20 protein-coding genes, 1 pseudogene and 1 riboswitch are annotated in these 22,613 nt (G+C 73.6%); of the genes and pseudogenes, 8 read left to right on the top strand and 13 right to left on the bottom strand.

Annotated elements, in window-relative coordinates:
- Window positions 1–6: 6 nt before the first annotated feature.
- The 3 genes and pseudogenes from H1D33_RS22395 to H1D33_RS22405 all read right to left on the bottom strand — a co-directional run.
- On the bottom strand, window positions 7–1,095 hold the full coding sequence (locus H1D33_RS22395) for a FecCD family ABC transporter permease (RefSeq protein WP_181572626.1): 1,089 nt from the start codon (window positions 1,093–1,095) through the stop codon (window positions 7–9).
- 68 nt (window positions 1,096–1,163) lie between these two features.
- The gene (locus H1D33_RS22400) at window positions 1,164–2,096 is read right to left on the bottom strand and encodes an ABC transporter substrate-binding protein (protein ID WP_181571287.1); all 933 of its coding nucleotides are present in this window, start codon (window positions 2,094–2,096) and stop codon (window positions 1,164–1,166) included.
- A gap of 106 nt (window positions 2,097–2,202) precedes the next feature.
- Window positions 2,203–2,296: riboswitch (cobalamin riboswitch) on the bottom strand.
- 119 nt (window positions 2,297–2,415) lie between these two features.
- Window positions 2,416–3,726 (bottom strand): annotated as a pseudogene (locus H1D33_RS22405) (M14 family metallopeptidase); the annotation flags it as partial.
- Between the two features lie 206 nt (window positions 3,727–3,932).
- Between H1D33_RS22405 and H1D33_RS22410 the strand changes: the two are divergent.
- Window positions 3,933–5,258, top strand: a complete 1,326-nt coding sequence (locus tag H1D33_RS22410; protein ID WP_181571285.1) for a C39 family peptidase — start codon at window positions 3,933–3,935, stop codon at window positions 5,256–5,258.
- Window positions 5,259–5,274: 16 nt separating this feature from the next.
- On the opposite strand, the gene H1D33_RS22415 is transcribed toward H1D33_RS22410, so the two are convergent.
- The 4 genes from H1D33_RS22415 to mqnE are packed head-to-tail and all read right to left on the bottom strand — an operon-like array spanning window position 5,275 to window position 7,705.
- On the bottom strand, window positions 5,275–5,751 hold the full coding sequence (locus tag H1D33_RS22415; protein ID WP_181571284.1) for a hypothetical protein: 477 nt from the start codon (window positions 5,749–5,751) through the stop codon (window positions 5,275–5,277).
- 45 nt (window positions 5,752–5,796) lie between these two features.
- Window positions 5,797–6,072, bottom strand: a complete 276-nt coding sequence (locus tag H1D33_RS22420; protein ID WP_181571283.1) for a DUF4229 domain-containing protein — start codon at window positions 6,070–6,072, stop codon at window positions 5,797–5,799.
- Window positions 6,073–6,098: 26 nt separating this feature from the next.
- The gene (locus tag H1D33_RS22425; protein WP_181571282.1) at window positions 6,099–6,527 is read right to left on the bottom strand and encodes a hypothetical protein; all 429 of its coding nucleotides are present in this window, start codon (window positions 6,525–6,527) and stop codon (window positions 6,099–6,101) included.
- Window positions 6,528–6,535: 8 nt separating this feature from the next.
- Entirely contained in the window at window positions 6,536–7,705 is a 1,170-nt protein-coding gene (mqnE, locus tag H1D33_RS22430; protein WP_181571281.1) for an aminofutalosine synthase MqnE, read from the bottom strand.
- A 230-nt stretch (window positions 7,706–7,935) separates the two neighbouring features.
- Between mqnE and H1D33_RS22435 the strand changes: the two genes are divergently transcribed.
- The 4 genes from H1D33_RS22435 (at window position 7,936) to H1D33_RS22450 (ending at window position 14,475) form a co-directional block, all read left to right on the top strand.
- Window positions 7,936–9,528: a C40 family peptidase gene (locus tag H1D33_RS22435; RefSeq protein ID WP_181571280.1), complete on the top strand. Its 1,593-nt coding sequence runs from the start codon at window positions 7,936–7,938 to the stop codon at window positions 9,526–9,528.
- A 109-nt stretch (window positions 9,529–9,637) separates the two neighbouring features.
- A complete protein-coding gene (locus H1D33_RS22440) occupies window positions 9,638–11,524 on the top strand; it encodes a hypothetical protein (protein WP_181571279.1) in 1,887 nt (628 codons plus the stop codon).
- A gap of 189 nt (window positions 11,525–11,713) precedes the next feature.
- On the top strand, window positions 11,714–13,756 hold the full coding sequence (locus H1D33_RS22445) for a DEAD/DEAH box helicase (RefSeq protein ID WP_181571278.1): 2,043 nt from the start codon (window positions 11,714–11,716) through the stop codon (window positions 13,754–13,756).
- Between the two features lie 98 nt (window positions 13,757–13,854).
- Window positions 13,855–14,475: a putative glycolipid-binding domain-containing protein gene (locus H1D33_RS22450; RefSeq protein ID WP_181571277.1), complete on the top strand. Its 621-nt coding sequence runs from the start codon at window positions 13,855–13,857 to the stop codon at window positions 14,473–14,475.
- 4 nt (window positions 14,476–14,479) lie between these two features.
- Here the strand turns inward: H1D33_RS22450 and cds1 are convergent, their stop codons facing one another.
- From cds1 to H1D33_RS22465, 3 genes are read right to left on the bottom strand one after another with little or no spacing between them, the layout of a single operon-like run.
- Window positions 14,480–15,571 (bottom strand): L-cysteine desulfhydrase Cds1, encoded by a 1,092-nt coding sequence (gene cds1 / locus H1D33_RS22455; RefSeq protein WP_181571276.1) that lies wholly within the window; start codon window positions 15,569–15,571, stop codon window positions 14,480–14,482.
- Between the two features lie 10 nt (window positions 15,572–15,581).
- Entirely contained in the window at window positions 15,582–16,424 is an 843-nt protein-coding gene (locus H1D33_RS22460) for an SDR family NAD(P)-dependent oxidoreductase (protein ID WP_181571275.1), read from the bottom strand.
- A 39-nt stretch (window positions 16,425–16,463) separates the two neighbouring features.
- Window positions 16,464–16,922, bottom strand: coding sequence for an Lrp/AsnC family transcriptional regulator (locus H1D33_RS22465; RefSeq protein ID WP_181571274.1), 459 nt, complete (start codon window positions 16,920–16,922; stop codon window positions 16,464–16,466).
- Window positions 16,923–17,191: 269 nt separating this feature from the next.
- Here H1D33_RS22465 and H1D33_RS22470 point away from each other — a divergent pair, with 269 nt between their 5' ends.
- Window positions 17,192–17,458: a BldC family transcriptional regulator gene (locus H1D33_RS22470; RefSeq protein ID WP_013473529.1), complete on the top strand. Its 267-nt coding sequence runs from the start codon at window positions 17,192–17,194 to the stop codon at window positions 17,456–17,458.
- A 62-nt stretch (window positions 17,459–17,520) separates the two neighbouring features.
- Here the strand turns inward: H1D33_RS22470 and H1D33_RS22475 are convergent, their stop codons facing one another.
- Window positions 17,521–18,165: a UbiX family flavin prenyltransferase gene (locus tag H1D33_RS22475; RefSeq protein WP_181571273.1), complete on the bottom strand. Its 645-nt coding sequence runs from the start codon at window positions 18,163–18,165 to the stop codon at window positions 17,521–17,523.
- A 102-nt stretch (window positions 18,166–18,267) separates the two neighbouring features.
- Between H1D33_RS22475 and H1D33_RS22480 the strand changes: the two genes are divergently transcribed.
- Window positions 18,268–19,233 (top strand): terpene synthase family protein, encoded by a 966-nt coding sequence (locus H1D33_RS22480; RefSeq protein ID WP_181571272.1) that lies wholly within the window; start codon window positions 18,268–18,270, stop codon window positions 19,231–19,233.
- Window positions 19,234–19,269: 36 nt separating this feature from the next.
- Here the strand turns inward: H1D33_RS22480 and mqnP are convergent, their stop codons facing one another.
- Window positions 19,270–20,172: a menaquinone biosynthesis prenyltransferase MqnP gene (gene mqnP, locus H1D33_RS22485; protein ID WP_181571271.1), complete on the bottom strand. Its 903-nt coding sequence runs from the start codon at window positions 20,170–20,172 to the stop codon at window positions 19,270–19,272.
- Complete coding sequence (locus H1D33_RS22490; RefSeq protein ID WP_181571270.1) at window positions 20,169–21,626, bottom strand: menaquinone biosynthesis decarboxylase; 1,458 nt, start codon at window positions 21,624–21,626, stop codon at window positions 20,169–20,171. Before H1D33_RS22490 ends, mqnP begins: the two co-directional genes overlap by 4 nt.
- Before the next feature lie 109 nt (window positions 21,627–21,735).
- Here H1D33_RS22490 and H1D33_RS22495 point away from each other — a divergent pair, with 109 nt between their 5' ends.
- Window positions 21,736–22,605 (top strand): alpha/beta fold hydrolase, encoded by an 870-nt coding sequence (locus H1D33_RS22495; RefSeq protein WP_181571269.1) that lies wholly within the window; start codon window positions 21,736–21,738, stop codon window positions 22,603–22,605.
- The last annotated feature ends 8 nt before the right edge of the window (window positions 22,606–22,613 follow it).

Genomic DNA, 22,613 nt, shown 5'->3' on the forward strand with positions numbered 1-22,613 from the left:
TCGCGCTCACGCGCGCAACCCCCGGGCGGTACGCAGGACCAGCACGAAGAACGGGCCGCCGAGCACCGCGGTGACCACGCCGATCGGGATCTCGGCCGGGGCGGCGGCGGTGCGGGCCACCACGTCGGTCAACGCCAGGAACGCGCCGCCGAAGAGCATGGACAGCGGCAGGATCACCCGGTGGCTGGCGCCGGCCAGCAGCCGGACGGTGTGCGGCACGATGATGCCGACGAAGCCGATCAGGCCGGAGGCGGAGACGGCGGCGGCGGTGCCGAGCGAGGCGGCGACGATCAGCAGGTAGCGGGAACGCTGCGGGTGCAGCCCGAGGCTGGTGGCCTCGTCGTCGCCGACGGAGAGCACGTCCAGCTCGCGCCGGTGCAGCAGCACCACCACGCTGGTGAGCACGAAGTAGGGCAGGACCAGCAGCACGTCGTGCCAGCCGGCGGTGGCCAGCCGGCCGAGCAGCCAGGAGTAGACCTGCTGGATGGTGTCGGAGTGCTGTTGCAGCAGGTAGGTCTGCCCGGCGGAGAAGAACGCCGAGACCGCCACCCCGGCCAGGATCAGCGCGGCCGGGGAGCGGTCCCGCCCGCCGGCGACGCCGAGCAGGTAGGTCAGCACGACCGCGCCGAGCGAGCCGACGAACGCGGCGAGCGGGATGGTGACCGGCAGTCCGGTCAGCGCCCCGCCGGCCCCGGCGCCGAGCACGATCGCCACGGTGACCGCGAACCCGGCGCCGGCGGCCACCCCGAGCAGGTACGGGTCGGCCAGCGGGTTGCGGAACACGCCCTGGTAGCAGCCGCCGGCCAGGGCGAGCAGCGCGCCGACGAGCAGGCCGAGCACCACCCGGGGCAGGCGCAGCTCGGTGACGATGGCGATCTCCCGCTCGGTGAGCCCGCTGTCCAGGTGCACCCCGGGCAGCAGGTTGAGCAGTTCGGCGGCGACGCTGCCGGGCGGCAGGCTGACCGGGCCGAAGGAGACGCCGGCCACCAGCGCGACGAGCACCGCCGCCAGGCCGGCGAGCAGCCAGCGTTTCCGCAGCCGCGCGGGGCGGGCCGGGGCGTCGGCGCGGGCGGCGCCCCGCCGGGGGTGGGGCAGCCGGCCGGCCGGCCGGGACGCGTCGGGCGTCCCGGCCGGCACGGGGTCCACCGGTCGTACGGCCACGGTCAGGCCGGGACCTTGGCGGTGGCGTCGACGATCACCTTGAGCAGGTCGACCACGCGGGGGCCCCAGCGCGAGGCGATGTCGTCGTCCAGCGCCACGACCTGGTTGTTCTTGACGGCGGTGACGCCGGCCCAGCCGCTGCGCGCCTTGACCGTGTCCGCGCTCTGCTGGCAGCACTTGGTGTCGGCCAGGAAGACGAAGTCGGGGTTGGCCTTGACGATGACCTCCTGGGAGAGCTGCGGGTAGCCGCCGCTCTTGCCGCCGGCGTCGGCCGGGTCGGCGATGTTCTCCAGGCCGGCGAGGCCGTAGATGGTGCCGATGAAGGTCTTGCTGGTCGCGCTGTACAGCTCCGGGCCCAGCTCGTGGTAGTAGGTCAGCTTGTCGGCGCGCTTGGGCAGGTCCTTGGTGAGGGCCGTGATGTCGTACTTCATCTTCCGCACCACGGCGTCCGCCTCGGCCGGGTGGCCGGTGAGCTTGCCCAGGTCGGTGAGCTGCCGGTAGGTGTCGTCGAGGGTGGCCGCGGCCGGGGCGAGCAGGACCGGGATCTTCAGCGCGACGAGCTGGCTGGCGATCTTGTTGGTGTCATTGGCGATCACCACCAGGTCGGGGCTCTTCGCGGCGATCGCCTCGGCGTTCGGCTGGTAGCCGGAGAGGTCGCTCTTGGGCGCGTCCGCCGGGTAGTTCGACTGGTCGTCGACGGCGGTGACCTGCTTGCCCGCGCCGACGGCGAACAGCATCTCGGTCGAGGTCGGCGAGAGCGAGACGATCTTCTCGGGGCGCTTGTCCAGCGTCAGGTTGCCGACGCTGACCGGGAAGGCGCCGCCGGAGGCGCCGGCGGCGGGGGTGTCGTTCGAGGTCTTCTCGGCGCAGCCGCCGAGAAGCAGCACGCCGGCCGCGAGCGCGGCGGCGAAGAGTCGAGGGGTACGTCGGGTCATCGGTCCTCCTGTCGGTCGAGGAGCGTGGTGCTTCGCCGACAGGAGGAAGGCCCGTCCGCGAGGCGCCCTTCCTCGAGAGCGCATGTCGCGACCGGGCCGCAGGCGACCTGGCTCGTCCCACGTCCGTCGGCGCCGGCGGGAGGCCGACGCCGCGCGTACGGGGCATCACAGTTGCGGGACAGCGCCGGTTTCACACCGGCTTCGCTGTGGCACGGTCGGTGTCACGGTAGCGCACGACCAGCGGAGATCGCCGGGACGGGAGGGTGGTGGGGACCCCGGTGGGGGTGGGACCGGGGTCCCCACCTTCGTGGTGAGGTCAGCAGTACTGGCTCTGCTTGCCGATCGCCCGGTACGGGCAGTCGGCGTACTCGGACAGCGTCAGCACGGCGTCCCGGTTGCGCGAGGTCTGCGCCGGGATCACCTCGTCGGGCGGGTAGAACCCGCCGCCGGAGGCCGAGCCGGGGTACATCTCGAAGGTGTACGCCCAGATCTTGTGGGCGCCCCACATCCAGTCGATGCTGGTGCCGTCGGCGATGTACAGGTCGCTGGACTGCTCCGGGGTGTAGCCGTTGCTCGCCGCCATCTGCTGGCCGATGGTGGCGAAGGTGTTGTACTGGTCGGTGGTCATCCCGGTGGCGGTGTTGCTGTACGTGTAGCCGTACGGCCAGAGCACCAACTGGGAATAGGTGTGGAAGTCGATGTTCGCCTTGATCTGCTGCACCCCGCCGACGACCCGGCCGTTGACGAAGTTGCGCAGCGCGGCGGTCTCCGGGGCGGAGAACGCGGACGGGCCGCGGTAGGTGTCCGACGACTTGGAGCTGGACGAGCCGCCGCAGCAGCCCCACTGGTAGCCCCAGTTGCGGTTCAGGTCGGTGCCGACGTACGTGGAGCCGCTGTTGGGCTGCCGGTTCTTCCGCCAGGAGCGGTAGGAGCCGGTGGCGATGTCGTACTCGCTGCCGTCCGGGTTGACGGTCGGCACGATCCAGATCTCCCGGGAGTTGACGATGTTGGTGATCCGGGAGTCGCTGCCGTAGTTGTCGGTGAACAGGTTGAGCAGGTAGATCGCCATCTCGACGGTCAGGTGCTCGCGGGCGTGCTGCTGGGCGTTGAACAGGATCTCCGGCTCGTTCTCGTCGGTGGCGACGTTGTCGGAGATCTTCACCGCCATCAGGTCCCGGCCCTGGTAGGACGTGCCGATGCTGAGTTTGCGGGCGATCGTCGGGTGGTCGGCGACCACCTTGTTCACCACCGTGGTCAGCTCGGCGTAGTCGTGGTAGTTCGAGTCGGCGGGCGGGAAGGCGTAGGTGGTCGCGCCGCCGGCGGGCGCCGGGGCGACGTCCTTCTCCAGCCGGAAGCCGAGCCGGGTGATCGCGGCGGCCTCGGCGGAGGTCGCCGTGACGTGCAACACACCGTGTTCGGAGTAGTCGACGGCGGCGCCGGTGCGGGCGACGGCGGTGCGGTCGGCGACGGTTCGCGGGCCGAGCACCCGGTAGGCGACGGCGGCCGGTTCACCGGCCCGGTCCGGGGCGGGGCGGGCGGCGGCCGGGGCGGCGGCGGTGACGACGAGGGTCAGGCCGACGGCGGCGACGAGCGCCAGCCGGCGGCGGGGCGGGAGCGAGCGGAAGGCCATGGAAAACCTCCTCGGGGTACGGGGAGATCCCGTTGTCCGCACACTTCACCAGGAGTCACATGGTCATATCAACATTCATCTCTCTCTGGGTCCATCCCGACCGGATCCTCACGCCGGCAATAATTTTCCATGCTTGAACATCTGGCGAAACTTCACGCCAAGCGCGACAGTGAACGGCAACGACGCCGTCTCCCCGTGGAGCTGCCATGTTCGGAAGACCCCTGCGTACGGTCGCCCTCGCCGGTCTGACCGCGCTCACCCTCCTCGGCACCACCGCCCCCGCCCAGGCACACGCCCCACGCCCGGGCGTCACCCACGACGAACAGATCACCTTCCAGGAGTTCTCCCGCTACCCCGACTGGCGCGGCGGCACGCACCAGGGCACCCGCGCCGTGCCGGGCCGGCACCCCGCGCTGACCATCGGCCGCCCCGCCGGCACCACCGAGTTCACCGACGAGCACACCGGCACCACCCGCACCTGGGAGTACGCCACGTGGACCTCGCCCGAGCGGCGGATCGGCTTCGACGCCACCGAACTGGTCGCGTCGTGGAACGCCAGCACCCCGGCCGGCACCTGGATCCAGATCGAGCTGAACGGCACCTACACCACCGGGAAGCACACCCCGTGGTACGTCATGGGCCGCTGGGCCTCCGGTGACCAGGACATCAAGCGGTCCACCCTGGACGGCCAGGGCGACCCCTGGTCGAGCATCTGGACCGACACGTTCTCCATCGACGACGCCGCGGCCGGGGTGCTGCTGCGGTCGTACCAGCTCCGGCTGACGCTCTACCGCGCGCCCGGCCAGGCCGCCGCGCCGCAGGTGCGGATGCTCGGCGCGATGGCCTCGAACGTGCCGGACCGGTTCACCGTCACGCCCAGCCGGGGCGGCATCGCCTGGGGCACCGAACTGGCCGTGCCCCGCTACTCGCAGAACGTCCACATCGGCGAGTACCCGGAGTACGACGGCGGCGGCGAGGCCTGGTGCTCGCCCACCTCCACCGAGATGGTGGTCGAGTACTGGGGCCGCAAGCCCTCGGCCGAGGACACCGCCTGGGTCGACCCCTCCTACGCCGACCCGACCGTCGACCACGCCGCCCGGATGACCTACGACTACGAGTACGAGGGCGCCGGCAACTGGCCGTTCAACACCGCGTACGCGGCCGGCTTCCCCGGCCTGGAGGCGCGGGTCACCCGGCTGCACTCGCTGGACGAGGCGGAGCGGTTCATCGCCGCCGGCATCCCGGTGGTCACCTCGCAGTCGTTCCTCGCCAGCGAGCTGGACGGCGCCAACTACGGCACCTCGGGGCACCTGTTCGTGATCGTCGGCTTCACCGCCGACGGCGACGTGATCGTCAACGACCCGGCCTCGTCGTCGAACGACGCGGTCCGCAACGTCTACAAGCGCGAGCAGTTCGAGCAGATCTGGCTGCGCACCAAGCGGTACCGGGCCAACGGGACGGTGGCCTCCGGCTCCGGCGGCATCGCGTACCTGATCAAGCCGCTCGACCGGCGGTGGCCCACGCTGAGCTGAAAGGAGGGGCCCCTTCTTAACGCCTGGCGTAGAGAAGGGGCCCCTTCTCACCACCCGGTGGGCCGGTGCGCCGGCGGCGGAACGCGCGAACGAGCATGACCGCCCACGCCACCGCCGCGGCCGCACCGATCAGCATGAAGGCGACGGAGACCAGCCCGACACCGCCACTTGCGGTGCCGTACACGTCGCTCCGAGCGCCGACGTCGCGGGCTGGCGCGGTGGCACCCGGAGGCATCCGTCTCGGCCCGCCCTTGAGACCGACGTCCGTCCTCCGCGCGCCGCCGTCGGACGCCACGAAGTCACCGGTGGACGTGCAGACCCTCTTGCGGCACTCCTCGCTGACCGACGTGTAGGTGCCCGGCGTGCCCGCTCCGACGTGCGCCTGCCAGGCCAGCCAGGAGACGCGGCCGCCGCCGCCCAGACAGACGAGTGCGACCACCGGCAGGACGACCCAGACGGCGCGCTCCAACCACCTGTCGGCTCGTGCTCGCATGATCGTCATCGTACGGAGCCGCCGCCACGCACCGGTGGGTGCCGGTCAGCCCCGGCGCTCGCCGTCCTCGGTGGCCCCGTCGTCGCCGGCCAGGGCGGAGCGCAGCCGGTCCTTCTCGGCGCGACGCCGCTCGGCCGCCTCGGCCATCTCGCCGGCCATCTCGTCCCGCCAGCCCCGCAGCAGGAAGAACGACAGCGCGGCGGAGGAGACCAGCGCCAGCATCAGCCGCAGGAACATGTTCATCTCGACGAACCAGAGGGCCGCCAGCACACCGACGAACAGCCCGACCCGGCCCAGCGTGTACTTGACCGCCGCGCTCATGCCCGAATTCCCACTCTCTCCGCGCCTCAGCCCGTCCGCCGGGCCAGCCAGTGCACGCCATGAAACCAGATCACCGCGTAGACCACGGTGAACACCGCCGCGGCCAGCGCGCCGGTGAACAGCGCCGGCAGCCCCGCGGCCAGCCCGGCCACCAGCAGCCCGGCGAGGACGCCGACCCCGAGGCCGACCAGCGCGGCCAGCACCCGGGCGGCGCCGAACTCCCAGGCCCGGAAGTCGTCCCAGAACAGCCAGAGCGGCAGGATCACCGCCAGCCAGCCGTTGGTCCGCCCGAACCCGCCGGCGCCCACGGCGGCGAACGCCCACTCGAAGAGCAGCAGCGCCAGCACCCCGATCACCAGCCCGGCCAGCGTCACACCGAGCAGGTCACCCAGGGTGAGGATGCGCCCCTCGGCGTCCCGCCGGGGGAAGGCGCGCTGCTGCTCCTCGGTGCCCATCGCCGTGCTCAGGCCCAGACCTGCTGCGGCTCGGAGCGGCGGTCGGCCATCGACGGGGCGGCGTCGTACTCGCGGACGGTCTCGTAGCGGGTGTTCCGCTCCACCGGGCGGAAGCCCGCGTCCCAGATCAGGTGGAGCAGGTCGTCCCGGTGCATGGTGTTCGGCGTGCCGTACGAGTCGGCGTCGTGGGTGATCTTGTATTCCACGACCGAGCCGTCCAGGTCGTCCACGCCGAAGTTGAGCGAGAGCTGGGCCACCGAGAGCCCGTGCATGACCCAGAAGCACTTCACGTGCGGGACGTTGTCGAACAGCAGCCGGGAGACCGCGAACGTCTTGAGCGACTCGGCCGGCGACGCCATCGTGGTGCTGGCCTGGATCCGGTTACGGACCTTGCCGTCCGCCGAGTCGACGAAGTCGTGCTGGTAGCGCAGCGGGATGAAGACCTGGAAGCCACCGGTCTCGTCCTGCAGCTCGCGGAGCCGCAGCACGTGGTCCACCCGGTGCCGGGGCTCCTCGATGTGCCCGTAGAGCATCGTCGACGGCGTCTTCATGCCCTTCGAGTGGGCCAGCCGGTGGATCCGCGACCAGTCCTCCCAGTGGCAGGCGTGGTCGACGATGTGCTGCCGGACCTCCCAGTCGAAGATCTCCGCGCCGCCGCCGGTCAGCGACTCCAGCCCGGCGTCCATCAGCTCGTCGAGGATCGCGTCGGCGGTGAGCCCGCTGATCTTCTCGAACCACTGCACCTCGGTCGCGGTGAACGCCTTGAGGTTGACCTTCGGCAGCGCGGCCTTCAGCTCGCGCAGCACCTTGGGGTAGTAGCGCCAGGGCAGCGTCGGGTGCAGGCCGTTGACGATGTGCAGCTCGGTGAGCTGCTCGTCCTCCATCTCCTTGGCCTTGCGGACCGCCTCGTCGATCCGCATCGTGTAGGCGTCCTTCTCGCCCGGCTTGCGCTGGAACGAGCAGTACGCGCACGAGGCGGAACAGACGTTCGTCAGGTTGAGGTGCCGGTTGACGTTGAACATCACCCGGTCGCCGTTCAGTTCGGTACGCCTGTGGTGGGCCAGCCGGCCCAGCCAGGTCAGGTCGTCGCTCGCATAGAGCGCGATGCCGTCCTCGCGGGTGAGCCGTTCCCCCGCGTAGACCTTCGCTTCGAGCTCGCGCTTGAGTCCGGCGTCCATCCGAGAGCCACGTCCTTCCACCTGGGGTCCCGATCGAGCGTACGTCGCGGGTCGAACGGACCGCCGACGCGGTCGACCACAGCGACCCAGTTCACCGCCCGTCACCCTCCGCACATCGACATCGCTGCGGCGGTGAGGTAAGACAAGAGTGGGGCGGAACACACACCAGTGCCGTCCTGTCTCATCACGCCCACGACGCGTGGCGCGCACCAGACCGGACGGGGAGCGGAATGGTCGACAGCACCAAGGCCCGACGGCGATGGAGCCGGCCACCGGTCATCTCACCGGTGCTGCGCCCAACGCTCTGGTCCGCCCTGCTCGGGGCGGTCGCGGCCGCGGCGCTCGCCACGCCCGCCTGGGCCGATCCGCTGCCCGACACCGTCCCCAGCGCCGGCTCCCGGCCGCAGGTCGCCGGCAGCCTCCAACTGCCCACCACGGCGGGCGCCGTCCCCGGCGCGACGATTCCCGGCGGCACGGTGCCGGGCGGTGTGCCGGGCGCGACGACCGGCGTCACCAACCCGGCCGACGGCCCGCTGATCGCGCAGATCAACCAGGTCGACGCCCGGGTCGCCCAACTCGGCGAGGAACTGCTGCGGGTCAAGGGCGAGCGTGACGCGGCCCAGACCGAGCTGACCGCGGCCCTCGGTCGACTCACCGAGGCACAGGCCGCACTCGCCCGCGCCCAGGAGAACGCCAAGAGCGCCGCCGCCAACGCGGTCAAGGCCGACGCCGCGCTGCCGCCCGGCGAGTTCGGCGCCAGCCTGCGCCAGTTCAGCGACCTCCAGCGGATCACCCGGGGCGACAAGGCCGAGGGCGCCAGCACGTCGGTGACCGGTGAGCTGCTGCGCGCCACCGACGCCGAGCGGGTCGCCCGCGAGGCGCACGCCTCGGTCCAGCGGCGGGTCACCGAGAAGACCGCGGCGTTCACCCGGGTCGAGACGGACCTGCACAAGCAGGAGGCGGCGCTGCTCAAGCTGCGCCGGGACAACGCCACCAAGCTGCTCGAGATCGAGCGCCGGGAGGACGCCGCCGAGCAGCAGCGCGGCAACCCGTACGTCGTCAACCAGAGCATCAACGGCCTGGTCGCCGACCCCCGGGCGTTCGACGCCGTGCGCTACGCCCTCGCCCAGCTCGGCGACCCCTACCTCTGGGCCGCCGAGGGGCCGGACCGGTTCGACTGCTCGGGCCTGATGCTCGCCTCGTACCAGGCGGCCGGCTACCGGGGCCTGCCGCGCGTCTCCCGGGACCAGTACTTCGCGACCCGCTCCCGCACCGTCAGCCCGAACGCGCTGCTCCCGGGCGACCTGCTGTTCTTCGCCTCCAGCAGTAGCTGGACGAGCATCCACCACGTGGCGATGTACATCGGCAACGGCAAGATGGTCGAGGCGCCCCGGACCGGCGACGTGGTGAAGATCTCCGTCGTCCGCTGGTCCCGGCTCTACGCGGCGACCCGGGTGGTCGGCGCCGTCCCCGCCCCGGCCACGCCGGTGCCGGCCCCGACCGTGCCGACCAACCCGCCGAAGCCGAAGCCGACCCCGAAGCCGACGAAGACCGGCACGCCCAAGCCCACGGGTACGCCGAAGCCGACTCCGAAGCCGACCAAGTCCAGCCCGACGCCCACCCCGTCGACGAGCACCACGCCGCCCACGACGCCGAGCCCGTCCGACTCGCCGAGCCCGACCCCGAGCCGCACCCCCAGTGCCGAGCCGAGCACGACCTCGGCGGCGCCGACCGAGAGCGCCGCCGCGCCGTCGAGCAGCGCGGCGAAGCCCACCGAGAGCGCGGCGGGCAGCGAGTCCGCGAGCCCGACCAGCGCCGGCTGACCCAACCGCCCGCTCCGACTGTGTTCCCGGGCCGGAATGTGGCACGGTGAGATCCAGGCACTTCCGGCCGGCGCCACGGCCGGGGGCGAGCGTGGGTGCGGAGGGCGAGATGGGCGAGCACGAGGTTCCGGCGGAAGCGGTCCACCCGGGATCGACGCCCGACCCTGCCGCTGACGCCGACGAGCGCCCGGCGGCGCCGGTGGCCGTGGCACGGGCCCGGGTGAGCGTGGCCGGTGCGGCCGTGCCGCCACCGCCTGGTGACGAACGTCCCGGGCCGCCGGCCAGCGCCACCACCTATCGGGCGGGCGCTCCGGCGGAGGCCGCGCCACCGCTCGACCGTCGCCGTCCCGGCGCGACCGTCCCGCCGACGAGCTGGTCCGCCTTCGCCGCCGCCGAGCGGCCGGCTTCGGCTTCGGCCGACGATGCCGACCGTGCGGCCCCCGAGCGCACGCCGCTCGGCTCCGCGCCGGCCGGCAGCCTCGCGGCACCCCGTCTCGACGATGCCGAGCGTCCGACGCCCGACCCCACGCCGCTCGGCTCCGCGCCGGCCGGCAGCCTCGCGGCACCCCGTCCCGGCTCCAGCGCCGGCCCGCCGATGCCGGCCCCGGCCGATCCCGGCCCAGCCGGTACGAATGCCGCTGACCCCAGCGCAACCGACGCAGGCCGGGCCGATACGCCCTCGGCCGACGTCAGCCCGGCCGACGCAAGCTCCGCCGACGCGAACCTGACCGGCACGAGCCCAGCCGACGCAAGCTCCGCCGGCGCGAACTCGACCGACCCGGACCCGGTCGACGCGAGCCCAGCCGGCCCGAATCCGGCCGGCACGAATCCGGCCCTCTCGGAGCCGACCGGCCCGGACCCGACCGGCGTCGACGCCACCGACCACCCGGTCTCCGCCCGCGACGACGCCCACCCGGGCGCGACCGGCGGCTCCTCGGTGGCGCCGAGGATCTCCGGGGCCGCCCAGGTGCCCGCGCCACGGCAGTCGGACGATGCCCCGGCGGGCGGTGCTCCACCGCACCGCTCCGGCGAACGGGTGGCCGCCGGGCGGGCCGCTGTCGCTCCGCGTACCGAACCGCCGGCCGCCCGGGCCAGCGCGTCGGTGCCGGGCCTGAGCCGGGTGACCGCCGACGAGGTCGCGGCCTCGGTGGCGGCCGCTCCCGCCGCCGCGAAGGTCTACCGGGCCGGCCCGGTCAGCCCGGAGCCGCCGGAGCCGGCCCAGCCACCGGAGCCGGCGCAGCCGCCGACGCCGCACGGCCCCGAACCCGAGCCGGCACCGACCCCGGTTCCGGGCCCGACGCCGCCCGCGCCGCCCGTTCCCGAGCCGGAGCCACCGCTCCGCCCGACGCCTCCGATGCCCGGCCCGCCGGTGCCCACGCCGTCTCCGGTGCCCGGGCCGAATCCGGGTCCGGGACCGGACCCGAACGGGCCGATCCCACCGGTGCCCGGGCCTCCCACGCCGCCACCGGGACCGCTGGTGCCTCCGCCGCCGTCGCCGCCGGGTCCGATGCCCGCGCCGCCGTTCCCGCCGCCGCCGGCGATGGCCGGGGCCGCCGGGACGCCGCCGGCCTGGGCGGGCACGTACGCGTCGCCTCCGCCGACCGCCACGCCCCCGCCGCCGGTGGTGCCCGGCCCGGCGCTGCCGACCTGGCCGCCGCCGGCCGCTCCGGCCCGCAACGTCGAGGCCACCCGTCCGGTACGTCCGCAGTCGGGCGGTCAGGACCTGGCCGGAACCGCGTACGGCGGCACCGAGGGCCCGGGCTTCAACACCGTCTCGTTCCCGCAGGGTAGCCCGTTGGAGAACTCCGGTTCGTTGACCGGCCACATCCTGGCGCAGGGCTGGTCCGAGGACGCCCCGACGACCCGGACCAGCAACGCCAAGGTCATCGTCGTGCTCGCGGTGGCGCTCACGGTGCTGATCGCCATCAGTCTGTTCGTGGTCTTCCTGGCCAACGACGCGTTGAGCGGGCTGACCGGCGCGATGCCGGCCCCCTGACGGGGTGAGTCCGCCCACTACGGCCGCGCGGTGCGGTGGCCGTGTCGGCGGATCGCCGTACACTTGTCGGGATCACTGACCCGGCGCGCGGCGACTGCGCGCCCATGGGCGATCTTGCGGGCGATTCGGCGGCGGTAACGGAGCCGTGGCGGGCCAACGCGAAGATGCGCCCCGCTCGAAAGGCATTTCTTGACCACCTTCGCTGACTCCGGCACGTCCCCGTCCGTCGACCCGACCACCGACACCACCGACTTCGCCTCGCTCGGCCTGCCCGGGCCGCTGGTCGAGGCGCTCGCCCGACAGGGCATCACCACCCCGTTCGAGATCCAGCGGGCCACCCTGCCGGACGCGCTCGCCGGCCGTGACGTGCTCGGCCGGGGCCAGACCGGCTCGGGCAAGACGCTCGCCTTCGGCCTGGCGGTGCTCGGCCGGCTCGCCGAGCGCAACCGGGCCCGGCCGCTGCACCCCCGCGCCCTGATCCTGGTCCCCACGCGTGAGCTGGCCATGCAGGTCAACGACGCGCTGGTGCCGCTGGGCAAGTCGATCGGCATCTTCCTGAAGACCGCGGTCGGCGGCGTGCCCTACGACCGGCAGATCGACGCGCTGCGCCGGGGCGTGGAGATCGTCGTGGCCACGCCGGGACGGCTCGGCGACCTGATCACGCGCGGTGTCTGCCGGCTCGACGACGTCGAGATCACGGTGCTGGACGAGGCGGACCAGATGGCCGACATGGGCTTCCTGCCCGAGGTCACCGAACTGCTCGCGAAGACGCCCGCGGACGCCCAGCGGCTGCTCTTCTCGGCCACCCTGGACAACGACGTCGACGCGCTGGTCAAGCGGTTCATGACCGACCCGGTCACCCACTCGACCGCGCCGGCGACGGCCGCCGTGTCCACCATGGACCACCACCTGCTGCTGATCCCGCCGCACGACAAGTTCGCGGTCACCGCGTCCATCGCCGCCCGGGACGGCCGCACCATGGTCTTCGCCCGTACGCAGCTCGGCGTCGACCGGCTGGTCGAGCAGCTCAGCGCGGTCGGCGTGCGGGCCGGCGGCCTGCACGGCGGCAAGACCCAGCGGATGCGCACCCGGACGCTTGCCGAGTTCCGCGAGGGCCGGACGAGCGTGCTGGTCGCCACCGACGTGGCCGCCCGCGGCATCCACGTCGACGGGGTCTCGCTGGTGCTGCACGTGGACCCGCCGAAGGACCCGAAGGACTACCTGCACCGGGCCGGCCGCACCGCCCGGGCCGGCGAGTCCGGCGCGGTGGCGACCCTGGTCCTGCCGAAGCAGCGGCGGACCACGCTGGCCATGCTGGAGAAGGCGGGCGTCGAGCCGTCCCAGGCGCGGGTCCGCGCCGGCGACGAGGCGCTGGCCGAGCTGACCGGCGCCCGCGAGCCGAGTGGCGTGCCGGTGCGCGAGGAGCCGGAGCCGCGTCGCGGTGGCCCTCGCCGCTTCGGCGACCGGGACGGGCGCGGCTTCGACCGGGGCGGCCGGAGCTTCGACGGCCGCGGCGAGCGGAGCTTCCGCGACCGGCCGGCGGGCGAGCGCGGCGGCTTCCGGGACCGGCCCGCCGGCGAGCGCGGCTTCCGGGACCGCCCGGCGGGCGAGCGGGGCGGCTACGGCGACCGGCCGACCGGCGAGCGCGGCTACCGTCCGGCGGGCGAGCGCGGTGGCTACGGCGACCGGCCGGCGGGTGAGCGCGGCGGCTACACCGGCCGTCCGGCGGGCGAGCGCGGCGAGCGTCGCTACGGCGACCGGCCCACCGGCGAGCGCGGTCACGGTGACCGGTTCGGTGGCGATCGGCGCTTCGACCGGCCCGAGGGCCGGGACGACCGGCGCTTCGGTGAGCGTCGGTTCGACGACCGCGGTGACCGGTTCGGCGGCCGTCCGGCCGGGGAGCGCCGCTTCGGCGAGCGCGCGGAGCAGGGCCGGCCCGGTGGCGACCGACCGGCGGGCGAGCGCGGCTACGACCGGCCGACCGGTGGTCGCGGCTTCGGCGAGCGACGGCACGAGGACCGCCCGCAGGGCGAGCGCCGCTTCGGCGACCGCGACGGCCAGGGCGAGCGCCGGTTCGGCAGCCGCGACGGCCAGGGCGAGCGCCGGTTCGGCGACCGCGACGGCCAGGCCGACCGGCGGGGCGGGTTCCGCTCCGAGGGCCGGGGGCGGGACGACCGGCCGCGCGACGACCGGCGTGGCTTCGGCGGGCGCCCGCCGGCGCGTACCCACTGATTCGCGAGACCACCTGGACGCCGCCGTCGAGCACCCGCTCGGCGGCGGCGTTCGCGCATCCGCTGCCGGTGGCCGCCGGCTCGCGTAACGTCCGGTCCATGCCGAAGTCGCTCTTCTGGACCAGGACCGACACCGCCGGCTCCGAGCACGTGGTGCTCGACGACCGCGAGGGGCTGACCGCGCACGGCGTGGCGCTGGCGGTCGACCCGATCCCCTACACCTGCCGGTACCGCCTGACGATCGCACGGGACTGGTCGACCAACCGGCTGGAGGTCGAGGCGGACGGCGCCGGCTGGGCGCGGAGCGTACGGCTGGAGCGGGGTCGGGACGGGTGGCGGGTGCGTACCGGTGAGGAGGGCGACCTGGACGCGGCGTTGCGCGCGGCCGGGCACCCACCGGCGGGCCTGCCGGGCACGGACGACCCGGGCCGGCTGGCCGAGGTGCTCGACGTCGACCTGGGCGGTTCCCCGCTGACGAACACGCTGCCGATCCGCCGGATCGGGCTGGGTCGGCTCCCCGCCGACCTGGCCACCAGCGTGACGGTCGCCTGGGTGCTGCTGCCGGGTCTGGCCGTGGTGCCGGCCGAGCAGGTCTACACGTCGCTCGGCCCGGCCCGGGTCCGCTTCGCCAGCGGCACCTTCACCGCCGACCTGGAGGTCGACCCGGATGGGTTCGTGGTGCGCTATCCGGGGCTCGCCGAGCGGGTCGGGGACCGCTGACCGCTCAGGCCGGCCAGGTGCCGTCGGTCAGGAACCGGTCGACGGCGGCGAGGTGCGGTCCGAGGTCGAGGCCCTGCGCGGCCACCCACTCGTCGGAGTAGTAGGTGTCGGCGTAGCGGTCGCCCGGGTCGCAGATCAGCGTGACCACCGAGCCGGTCCGGCCGTCCGCGATCATCTCCGCGATCAGGCCGAACGCGCCCCAGAGGTTGGTGCCGGTGGAGCCGCCGACCCGGCGGCCGAGCACGGCCGAGCCGGCCCGCATCGCGGCCAGCGAGGCGGCGTCCGGCACCTGCACCATCCGGTCCACCACGCTGGGCAGGAAGGACGGCTCGACGCCGGGCCGGCCGATGCCCTCGATGCGGGAGCCGCGGTCGGTGCGGACCGACCAGTCGCCGGCCTGCCAGGCCGGGTAGAACGCGGAGTTCTCCGGGTCCACCACGCACAGCTTGGTGGGCAGCCGGCGGTAGCGGGCGTACCGGCCGATGGTGGCGCTGGTGCCGCCGGTGCCGGCGCCCACCACGATCCAGGCCGGCACCGGGTGCCGCTCCAGCGCGAGCTGGGCGTAGATCGACTCGGCGATGTTGTTGTTGCCCCGCCAGTCGGTGGCCCGCTCGGCGTAGGTGAACTGGTCCATGTAGTGCCCGCCGGTGTCCTCGGCCAGCCAGCGCGCCTCGATCACCACCTTGGCCGGGTCCGCGACCAGGTGGCAGCGCCCGCCCTGGAACTCGATCTGGGCGATCTTCTCCGGCGAGGTGGAGGCGGGCATGACCGCGATGAACGGCAGCCCGAGCATCCGGGCGAAGTAGGCCTCGGAGACCGCGGTCGACCCGGACGACGCCTCGACGACCGTGGTGTCCCGGCCGATCCAGCCGTTGCACAGGCCGTAGAGGAACAGCGACCGGGCCAGCCGGTGCTTGAGCGAGCCGGTCGGGTGCACCGACTCGTCCTTGAGGTAGAGGTCGATCCCCCACTCCCGGGGCAGCGGGAACGGCAGCAGGTGGGTGTCGGCGGAACGGTTGGCGTCCGCCTCGACCGTGGCGATCGCCTCGGTCAGCCAGCGCCGGCCGGCCTCGTCACACCTGTCGAGATGAGTCACGCCGGCAACGTTACAAGCGAGGCGGGCTCGCCTCCGGCCGGACCCGGCGCGCCTGCCGGCGCTGCCCGGCCCGGCCGGCGGCCCGCACCACCGGGGTCAGGGCCAGGGCGAGCCGGGGGTACGCGTCGAGCAGCCGCACCTGCGCGCCGCGCCAGCGCGGCAGGCTGACCACCGGGCGGGGGCGGCGGGCCAGGCGTACCGCCCGGGCGGCGACCCGCTCGGGCGTGAGCAGCGCCCCGGTGAAGGAGGCCAGCGCGCCGGGGTCGTCGAGCTTGTCGTGCAGCATCGGCGTCCAGATCCCGTCCGGGCACAGGCACGACACGTGTACGCCCCGGACGCCGGCCATCCGCAGGTCGCTCAGCGTGCCGAGGCTGAACGCCAGCAGCGCGTGCTTGCTGGCCGCGTAGACGGTCTCGCCGGGCGCCGCGATCAGCCCGGCCAGCGAGACGACGTTGAGCACGTGCCCGTGGCCCTGGTCGCGCATCACCGCCACGGCGGCCAGCGTGCCGTTCATCGCGCCGAGCGCGTTGACCTCCACCACCCGGCGTCGGGTCGGCGCGTCGTGCGCCCAGGAGGGACCGGTGACCAGGATGCCGGCGTTGTTCACCCAGAGCCCGAGCCCGCCCGGCGCGCCAGCCGCCTCGGCGGCCACCGCGGCGCAGGCCGCCTCGTCGCGGACGTCCAGGGGTCGGGACCAGCCGCCCAGCGGCCCGGCGGCGTCGGCCGCCGCCGCGGCGTCGACGTCGGTTAGCAGCACCCGCCAGCCGTCGGCGTGCAGCGCGGCGGCGAGCGCGCGGCCCAGCCCGCCGGCCGCTCCGGTCACCACGGCGGCACCGGGTGTCGTGGTCGTCATCGGCGCACGCTAACCGCCGGCACGGCGGTGGGGCCAGTCTCAGGCGGTCGGGGGTTCGAGCGGCTGGGGGCGGTTCTCCCACTTGGTCGACAGGGCGATGCCGGTGCGGGTGGAGGCGACGCCCGGGGTGCGGTTCAACCGCACGATCAACTGTTCCAGCTCGGCGATGGTGCCCACCCGCGCCTTGAGCAGGAACGATTCGACTCCGGCCATGAAGTAGCAGGATTCGATCTCGGGGATCTGGCGGAACGCCTCCAGCACGTCGTCGGTGTCCGCGTCGGAGTTCTCCACGATGCCGATCAGCGCGGTGACGCCGAGCCCGACGGCCTCCGGCTCGACCTCGGCCCGGTAGGCGCGGATCACGCCGCCGGACTCCAGCTTGCCGACCCGCTCGTGCACGGCGGGCGCGGAGAGGCCGACCTGCCGGGCCAGCTCGGCGTACGACAGGCGGGCGTTTCCGCGCAGCAGCTCCACGAGGCTCAGGTCGATCGTGTCCACGGAGAGTGACCCTATCGTTTTGGGCCTGACCCGACGTGGTCGGCACCCGTTGAACGTGACGTGACGTCGCCATTCACAAACGCGCGGTCACGGACGTTCTCCGCCGGTACCATTTACTAACTTTCTCACTGTGTGCGTTTTTCGCGTTTGGCGGACACGCCCGGTCGCTGGTGCTGTAATTGCCATACGTCCCTCATGACGGCTCTGGGCTCGCACCGGCCGGGGGCAGTGTGTTCAGCCGGGGGCTTCGTCGACGCGAGGAGGGGGCTGTGGACACTGGAGATCGCCTGCTGACACCGGGTGAGGTCGCTGCGCTGTTTCGGGTTGACCCGAAGACCGTGACCAGATGGGCAGCGGCCGGCCGGATCGGCAGCATCCGGACTCCAGGCGGGCATCGCCGGTTTCGGGAATCCGAGGTGCGGGCCCTGCTGGAGGGGGAGGGCATGCTGGACGAGGCGGAAGACATGGGCAAGGCGCGCAACATGGGCCCGACCGCCTCGACCGGCCCCGGCCCGGCGAACGCCGGCATGTACTGAGCGAGTGGGGCGCGGTCCGACCGGGGGGTCGGGCCGCGCCCCAGCCGGTCGATGGCCCACGGTCAGGCCGGGTCGGCCTCCCGGCGGCCCGCGGCCAGCTCACCGGACCAGCGCCGGAACAGCGTGTGCTCGACGCCGAGCGCGTCGAGCACCTTGCCGGCCACGAAGTCGACCAACTGCGCGGCGGAGGCCGTCGCCCCGGCGCCGTAGAAGCCCGGGCTGGCCGGCAGCACCACCGCGCCGGCGTCGAGCAACGCGATGAGGTGCTCCAGGTGGCTACGGGTCACCGGGGTCTCCCGGGGCACCACCACGACCGGCCGGCGCTCCTTGAGGTTCACCTCGGCGGCCCGTTGCAGCAGGTCCTTGGAGAGCCCGATGGCGATGCCGGCGCAGGCCGCGGTGCTGGCCGGCACGACCGCCATGCCGCGTACCCGGTAGGAGCCGCTGCTCGGTCCGGCCGCCAGGTCGCCGGCGGGCCAGTGCCGCAGGTCCGCGTCGGCGAGGTCCCGGTCGAGCCAGGCGGCGAGGTCCTCGGCCCAGTGCGCGTCCCGGAAGGACCGGCCGGTCTCGTCGAGGACGGTGAGCCGGGCGGCTCGGGAGACGATCAGGTCCACCGCCTGGCCGGCGTCGAGCAGGCCGCGGACGACCGCCGCCGCGTACGGGGTCCCGGAGGCGCCGGAGACGCCGACCACCCATGGTTCGCGCATGCCGTCAAGCCTGCCAGGCCAAATGTCCGACGGGTCGACGGGGCTTCCCGCGACATGGGATTCTTCTGTCCGGCGATCCCCCTCCACGGAAGGGCCCCGGTCATGACGGCTGCGGTGCTGCGCGCGCTGCGCTCCGACTGCCCCGTCCCGCCCCGGCTCTCCCCGTACGCCGACGACGTGCAGGTCTGGCTGGTCGGCCGGCTCGACCGGCTCGGCCTGCCACTGGACCCGGGCACCCGCCGCCGGCTGGCCCGGGCCGGCTTCGCCAGGTACGCGGGACGGCTCTACCCGGACGCCTCGGAGCCCGACCTGCGGGTGCTGACCGCGCTGTTCACCTGGTTCTTCCTGGTCGACGACGCCTGCGACGGCAGCGACCGGATGACCCCGGCGCAGATCCGGGCGCTGCGCGACGGCACGCTCGCGCTGCTGCGTGACGGTCCCCGGGCCCGCCATCCCGGCTTCTCCGGCCCGCTGCGCCGGCTGCTGGTGCAGGCGTGGCGGGAGCCGCGTCGCCGGATGCCGGCCCGCTGGCGGCTGCGCTTCGCCGACGCGGTGGCCGACCACCTCGACGGCGTGTCCCGGGAGTCGGCCGCCACCTCGGCCGGCCGACCCCCCGGCGTGGCCGAGTACGTGCGGTTGCGTCGGGCCACCTCGGCGGCGTACGTGTCGTATCCGCTGATCGAGTTCGCCGCCGGCCGGCCGCTGCCCGACGCGGTCTACCACCACCCGGCGCTGCGCCGCCACGCCGACCTCGGCAACGACCTGCTCTCCTGGTTCAACGACGTCGCCTCGCTGGAGCGCGACCTGGCGACCGGTGGCGGGCACAACCTGGTGCTCGCGGTGGCCGGTGAGCGGGGTGTGCCGCTGCCGGTCGCGGTGGACCTGGTGGCCGAGCACTGGCGGGCGGAGATGAGTCGCTTCATGGCGTTGCGCGCGGCGGTGCCGTCGTTCGGCCCGGCGCTGGACGAGGCGGTCATCGCCCACCTCGACGGGGTGGCCGCCGCGGTGCGCGGCACGGTCGACTGGACGCTGGAGAGCGCCCGCTACCCGGCCGCCGCGACGCCCTGACCGGCGGGCGGCCGACCCGGCCGGGCCCCGGTCGGGTCAGGGCCGCAGGTCGAGCCGGAGCACCAGGTCGAGCAGCGCGAAGACGAACAGCACGATGCCGACGAAGCCGTTGGCGGTGAAGAACGCCCGGTTGACCTTGCTCAGGTCGGTGGGGCTGACCACCAGGTGCTGGTAGCCGAAGGCGACCGCGGTGAACGCCAGCCCGATCCACCAGAGCCAGCCGAAGCCGACGAGCGCGCCGAACCAGATGAACAGCGCGAACGTCACCACGTGCGCGACCGTGGAGGCGTGCAGTGCGAACCGCCGGCCGTAGCGGGCCGGGACGCTGCGCACCCCGATCTCGCGGTCGATCTCCGAGTCCTGGCAGGCGTAGATCAGGTCGAACCCGCCGATCCACAGGCCGACCGCGGCGCCGAGCAGCCACGCCGGGCCGGAGCCGGCGAGCGTGCCGGTGACCGCCAGCCAGGCGCCGACCGGCCCGACCGCCTGGGCGACCGCGAGGATGGCGTGCGGCCAGTCGGTGAACCGCTTGCCGTACGGATAGACCACCAGCGGCACCACGGCCAGCGGGGCGAGCGCCAGGCAGAGCGGGTTGAGCAGGGCGGCGGCGGCCAGGAAGACCACCAGCGCGACGGCCGCGCCGGTCCAGGCCGTACGCACGCTCACCGCCCCGGTGACGAGTTCCCGGTTGGCGGTACGCGGATTCCGGGCGTCGATCCGACGGTCGAGGATCCGGTTGGCGGCCATCGCGAACGTCCGCGCGCCGACCATCGCCACGGTGATCAGCAGCAGGTCGAGCCAGCGCACCCGCCCGCCGGTCACCTGCATGGCGGTCAGCGCGGACAGGTACGCGAACGGCAGCGCGAACACCGAGTGCTCGATCGCGACCAGCTTGAGGAAGGACGTGACCCGTCCGGGTCGCTCCGCGACGGCGGTCATCGGATCCCGTACTCCTGCCAGCGCTTGTCGACCAGGGAGACCACCTCGGGGGACATCCGCATCTCCTCCGGCCAGCCCCGGGAGTAGCCCTCCTCGGGCAGCTTGCGGGTCGCGTCGACGCCCGCCTTGCCGCCCCAGAACTGCTGGTAGGACGCGTGGTCGAGGTGGTCCACCGGCCCCTCGGTGAGGAGCAGGTCGCGGGCGTAGTCGACGTTGCCGAAGGCGCGGAACGCGACCTCGTTGTAGTCGTGCACGTCGCAGTCCTCGTCGACGATCACGATCAGCTTGGTCAGCGACATCATGTGCGCGCCCCAGATCGCGTTCATCACCTTCTGCGCGTGCTTCGGATAGCGCTTGCGGATCGACACGATCGCGCAGTTGTGGAAGACGCCGGCGGCCGGGAGGTCGTAGTCGACGATGTCCGGGATCAGGAAGCGCAGCAGCGGGGCGAAGATCCGCTCGGTGGCCTTGCCGAGGCCGTGGTCCTCCTGCGGCGGCTGGGACGTGACGATCGAGTGGTAGACCGGGTCGCGCTGCATGGTCATGGCCTCGATGTGCAGCACCGGGAACGGCTCGACCGGCGTGTAGAAGCCGGTGTGGTCGCCGAACGGGCCCTCGGGCAGCCGCTCGCCCGGCTCCAGGTAGCCCTCCAGCACGATCTGCGCGTGCGCCGGCACCTGCAACGGGACGGTCAGGCAGTCGACCATCTCCACCCGCTCGCCGCGCAGGAACCCGGCGAACAGGTATTCGTCGATGTCGGCGGGGAGCGGCGCGCTGGCCGCGTAGGCGACCGCCGGGTCGGCGCCGATGGCGACCGCCACCGGCAGCCGCTGGCCGAGCCGCTCGGCGACCGCGTGGTGCGCGGTGGAGTTCTTGTGGATCTGCCAGTGCATGCCGAGCGTGTTCCGGCCGTGCTGCTGGAGCCGGTAGAGGCCGAGGTTGCGCTTGCCGGTCTCCGGGTGCTTGGTGTGGGTCAGCCCGAAGTTGTGGAAGATGCCGCCGTCGCCCGGCCAGACCTGCAACCCGGGCAGCCGGTTGAGGTCGACGTCGTCGCCCCGGTAGACCACCTGCTGGCAGGGGGCGGTCTTCACCTTCTTCGGCGGCATGGACTTGAGCTGCATCACCTTGCCGAGCCCGCCCATCATGCCGGCGAAGCCCTGCGGCAGCTCCGGCTTGAGCATCTCGCCGATCCGCTCGCCGATCTCGTCCAGCCGCTCGACGCCGAGCGCCATCGCCATCCGCTTCTCGGTGCCGAACAGGTTGACCGCGACCGGCATCTCGCCCCGGGTGGGCCGTTCGAAGAGCAGGGCCGGCCCCGAGGCACGGACGGTGCGGGTGACCACCTCGCTCATCTCCAGCGTCGGGTCGACCGGGACGCTCACCCGGCGCAGTTCGCCCGCGCGCTCCAGGGCCGCGAGGAAGTCCTTGAGGTCGTTGTACGGGAACCCACGCATCACCCCATCCTCCCCCACCCCGCTGGGGTGTAAGGAGGGGCCCCTTCTTAACGCATTCGGTAGAGGCGGGGCCCCCGCTTAACATCCCGGCGGTCGGGTAGTCGGCGGCATGGGCGGCGAACGGGTGCCAGCGGGGTTCACCGAGCAGCGGGCACAGGTCGGCGAGGTGGCCTGGAACTACGTCCGGGGCGGCCGGGGGCCCACGCTGGTGCTGCTGCACGGCTACCCCCAGTGCTGGCGCATGTGGCGGCACCTGCTGCCGGAGCTGGCCAGGTCGTACGAGGTGATCGCCCCGGACCTGCGCGGCTTCGGGGCCAGCGACGCCCCACCCGGCGGGTACGACAAGAGGACGGTCGCCGCCGACCTGCACCGGCTGCTCACCGACCTCGGCCTGGCCGAGGAGATCCGGCTGGTCGGCCACGACCTCGGCACCATGGTCGCGTACGCCTACGCGGCCGCCCACCCCGACTCCGTCGCCCGGCTGGTGCTGAGCGAGGCGCCGATCCCGGACGAGAGCATCTACACGATCCCCGCGTTGACCGAAGCCGGCCCGGCGGTGTGGAACTTCGGCTTCTTCAACCTCGCCAACGGCCTGCCCGAGCAACTCGTCGCCGGCCGGGAGGCGGTCTGGGTCGACCGGTTCACCGACTCGATCATGGCGATCAAGGGCAGCCTGGGCCCGGACGACATCGAGGAGTACGCGGGACACCTGCGCGACGAGGCGCACCTGCGGGCCAGCTTCGGCTATTTCCGGGCGTTCGGCCAGGACGTCGCGGACAACACGGCGTACCGGGGCACGAAGCTGCCGATGCCGGTGCTCGCCATCGGCGCGCAGGCCAGCCTGGGCGGGCAGGTGGCCGAGCAGGTCCGCCGCTATGCCGACCAGGTCACCGGCGCGGTGGTCGAGGACTGCGGCCACTGGCTCTTCGAGGAGCAGCCGGCGAAGCTCGCCGCCCTCCTGCTGCCGTTCCTGCGGTGAGGCCCGGC

Source organism: Micromonospora ferruginea (assembly GCF_013694245.2).
Taxonomy (GTDB): domain Bacteria; phylum Actinomycetota; class Actinomycetes; order Mycobacteriales; family Micromonosporaceae; genus Micromonospora; species Micromonospora robiginosa.

Excerpts from the sequence above, each read along its gene's own strand:
- H1D33_RS22400 (WP_181571287.1), bottom strand. The coding sequence starts at position 2,096 with ATGACCCGACGTACCCCTCGACTCTTCGCCGCCGCGCTCGCGGCCGGC.
- H1D33_RS22410 (WP_181571285.1), top strand. The coding sequence starts at position 3,933 with ATGTTCGGAAGACCCCTGCGTACGGTCGCCCTCGCCGGTCTGACCGCG.
- H1D33_RS22415 (WP_181571284.1), bottom strand. The coding sequence starts at position 5,751 with ATGCGAGCACGAGCCGACAGGTGGTTGGAGCGCGCCGTCTGGGTCGTC.
- H1D33_RS22420 (WP_181571283.1), bottom strand. The coding sequence starts at position 6,072 with ATGAGCGCGGCGGTCAAGTACACGCTGGGCCGGGTCGGGCTGTTCGTC.
- H1D33_RS22425 (WP_181571282.1), bottom strand. The coding sequence starts at position 6,527 with ATGGGCACCGAGGAGCAGCAGCGCGCCTTCCCCCGGCGGGACGCCGAG.
- mqnE (WP_181571281.1), bottom strand. The coding sequence starts at position 7,705 with ATGGACGCCGGACTCAAGCGCGAGCTCGAAGCGAAGGTCTACGCGGGG.
- H1D33_RS22435 (WP_181571280.1), top strand. The coding sequence starts at position 7,936 with ATGGTCGACAGCACCAAGGCCCGACGGCGATGGAGCCGGCCACCGGTC.
- H1D33_RS22440 (WP_181571279.1), top strand. The coding sequence starts at position 9,638 with ATGGGCGAGCACGAGGTTCCGGCGGAAGCGGTCCACCCGGGATCGACG.
- H1D33_RS22450 (WP_181571277.1), top strand. The coding sequence starts at position 13,855 with ATGCCGAAGTCGCTCTTCTGGACCAGGACCGACACCGCCGGCTCCGAG.
- H1D33_RS22460 (WP_181571275.1), bottom strand. The coding sequence starts at position 16,424 with ATGACGACCACGACACCCGGTGCCGCCGTGGTGACCGGAGCGGCCGGC.
- H1D33_RS22475 (WP_181571273.1), bottom strand. The coding sequence starts at position 18,165 with ATGCGCGAACCATGGGTGGTCGGCGTCTCCGGCGCCTCCGGGACCCCG.
- H1D33_RS22480 (WP_181571272.1), top strand. The coding sequence starts at position 18,268 with ATGACGGCTGCGGTGCTGCGCGCGCTGCGCTCCGACTGCCCCGTCCCG.
- mqnP (WP_181571271.1), bottom strand. The coding sequence starts at position 20,172 with ATGACCGCCGTCGCGGAGCGACCCGGACGGGTCACGTCCTTCCTCAAG.
- H1D33_RS22490 (WP_181571270.1), bottom strand. The coding sequence starts at position 21,626 with ATGCGTGGGTTCCCGTACAACGACCTCAAGGACTTCCTCGCGGCCCTG.
- H1D33_RS22495 (WP_181571269.1), top strand. The coding sequence starts at position 21,736 with ATGGGCGGCGAACGGGTGCCAGCGGGGTTCACCGAGCAGCGGGCACAG.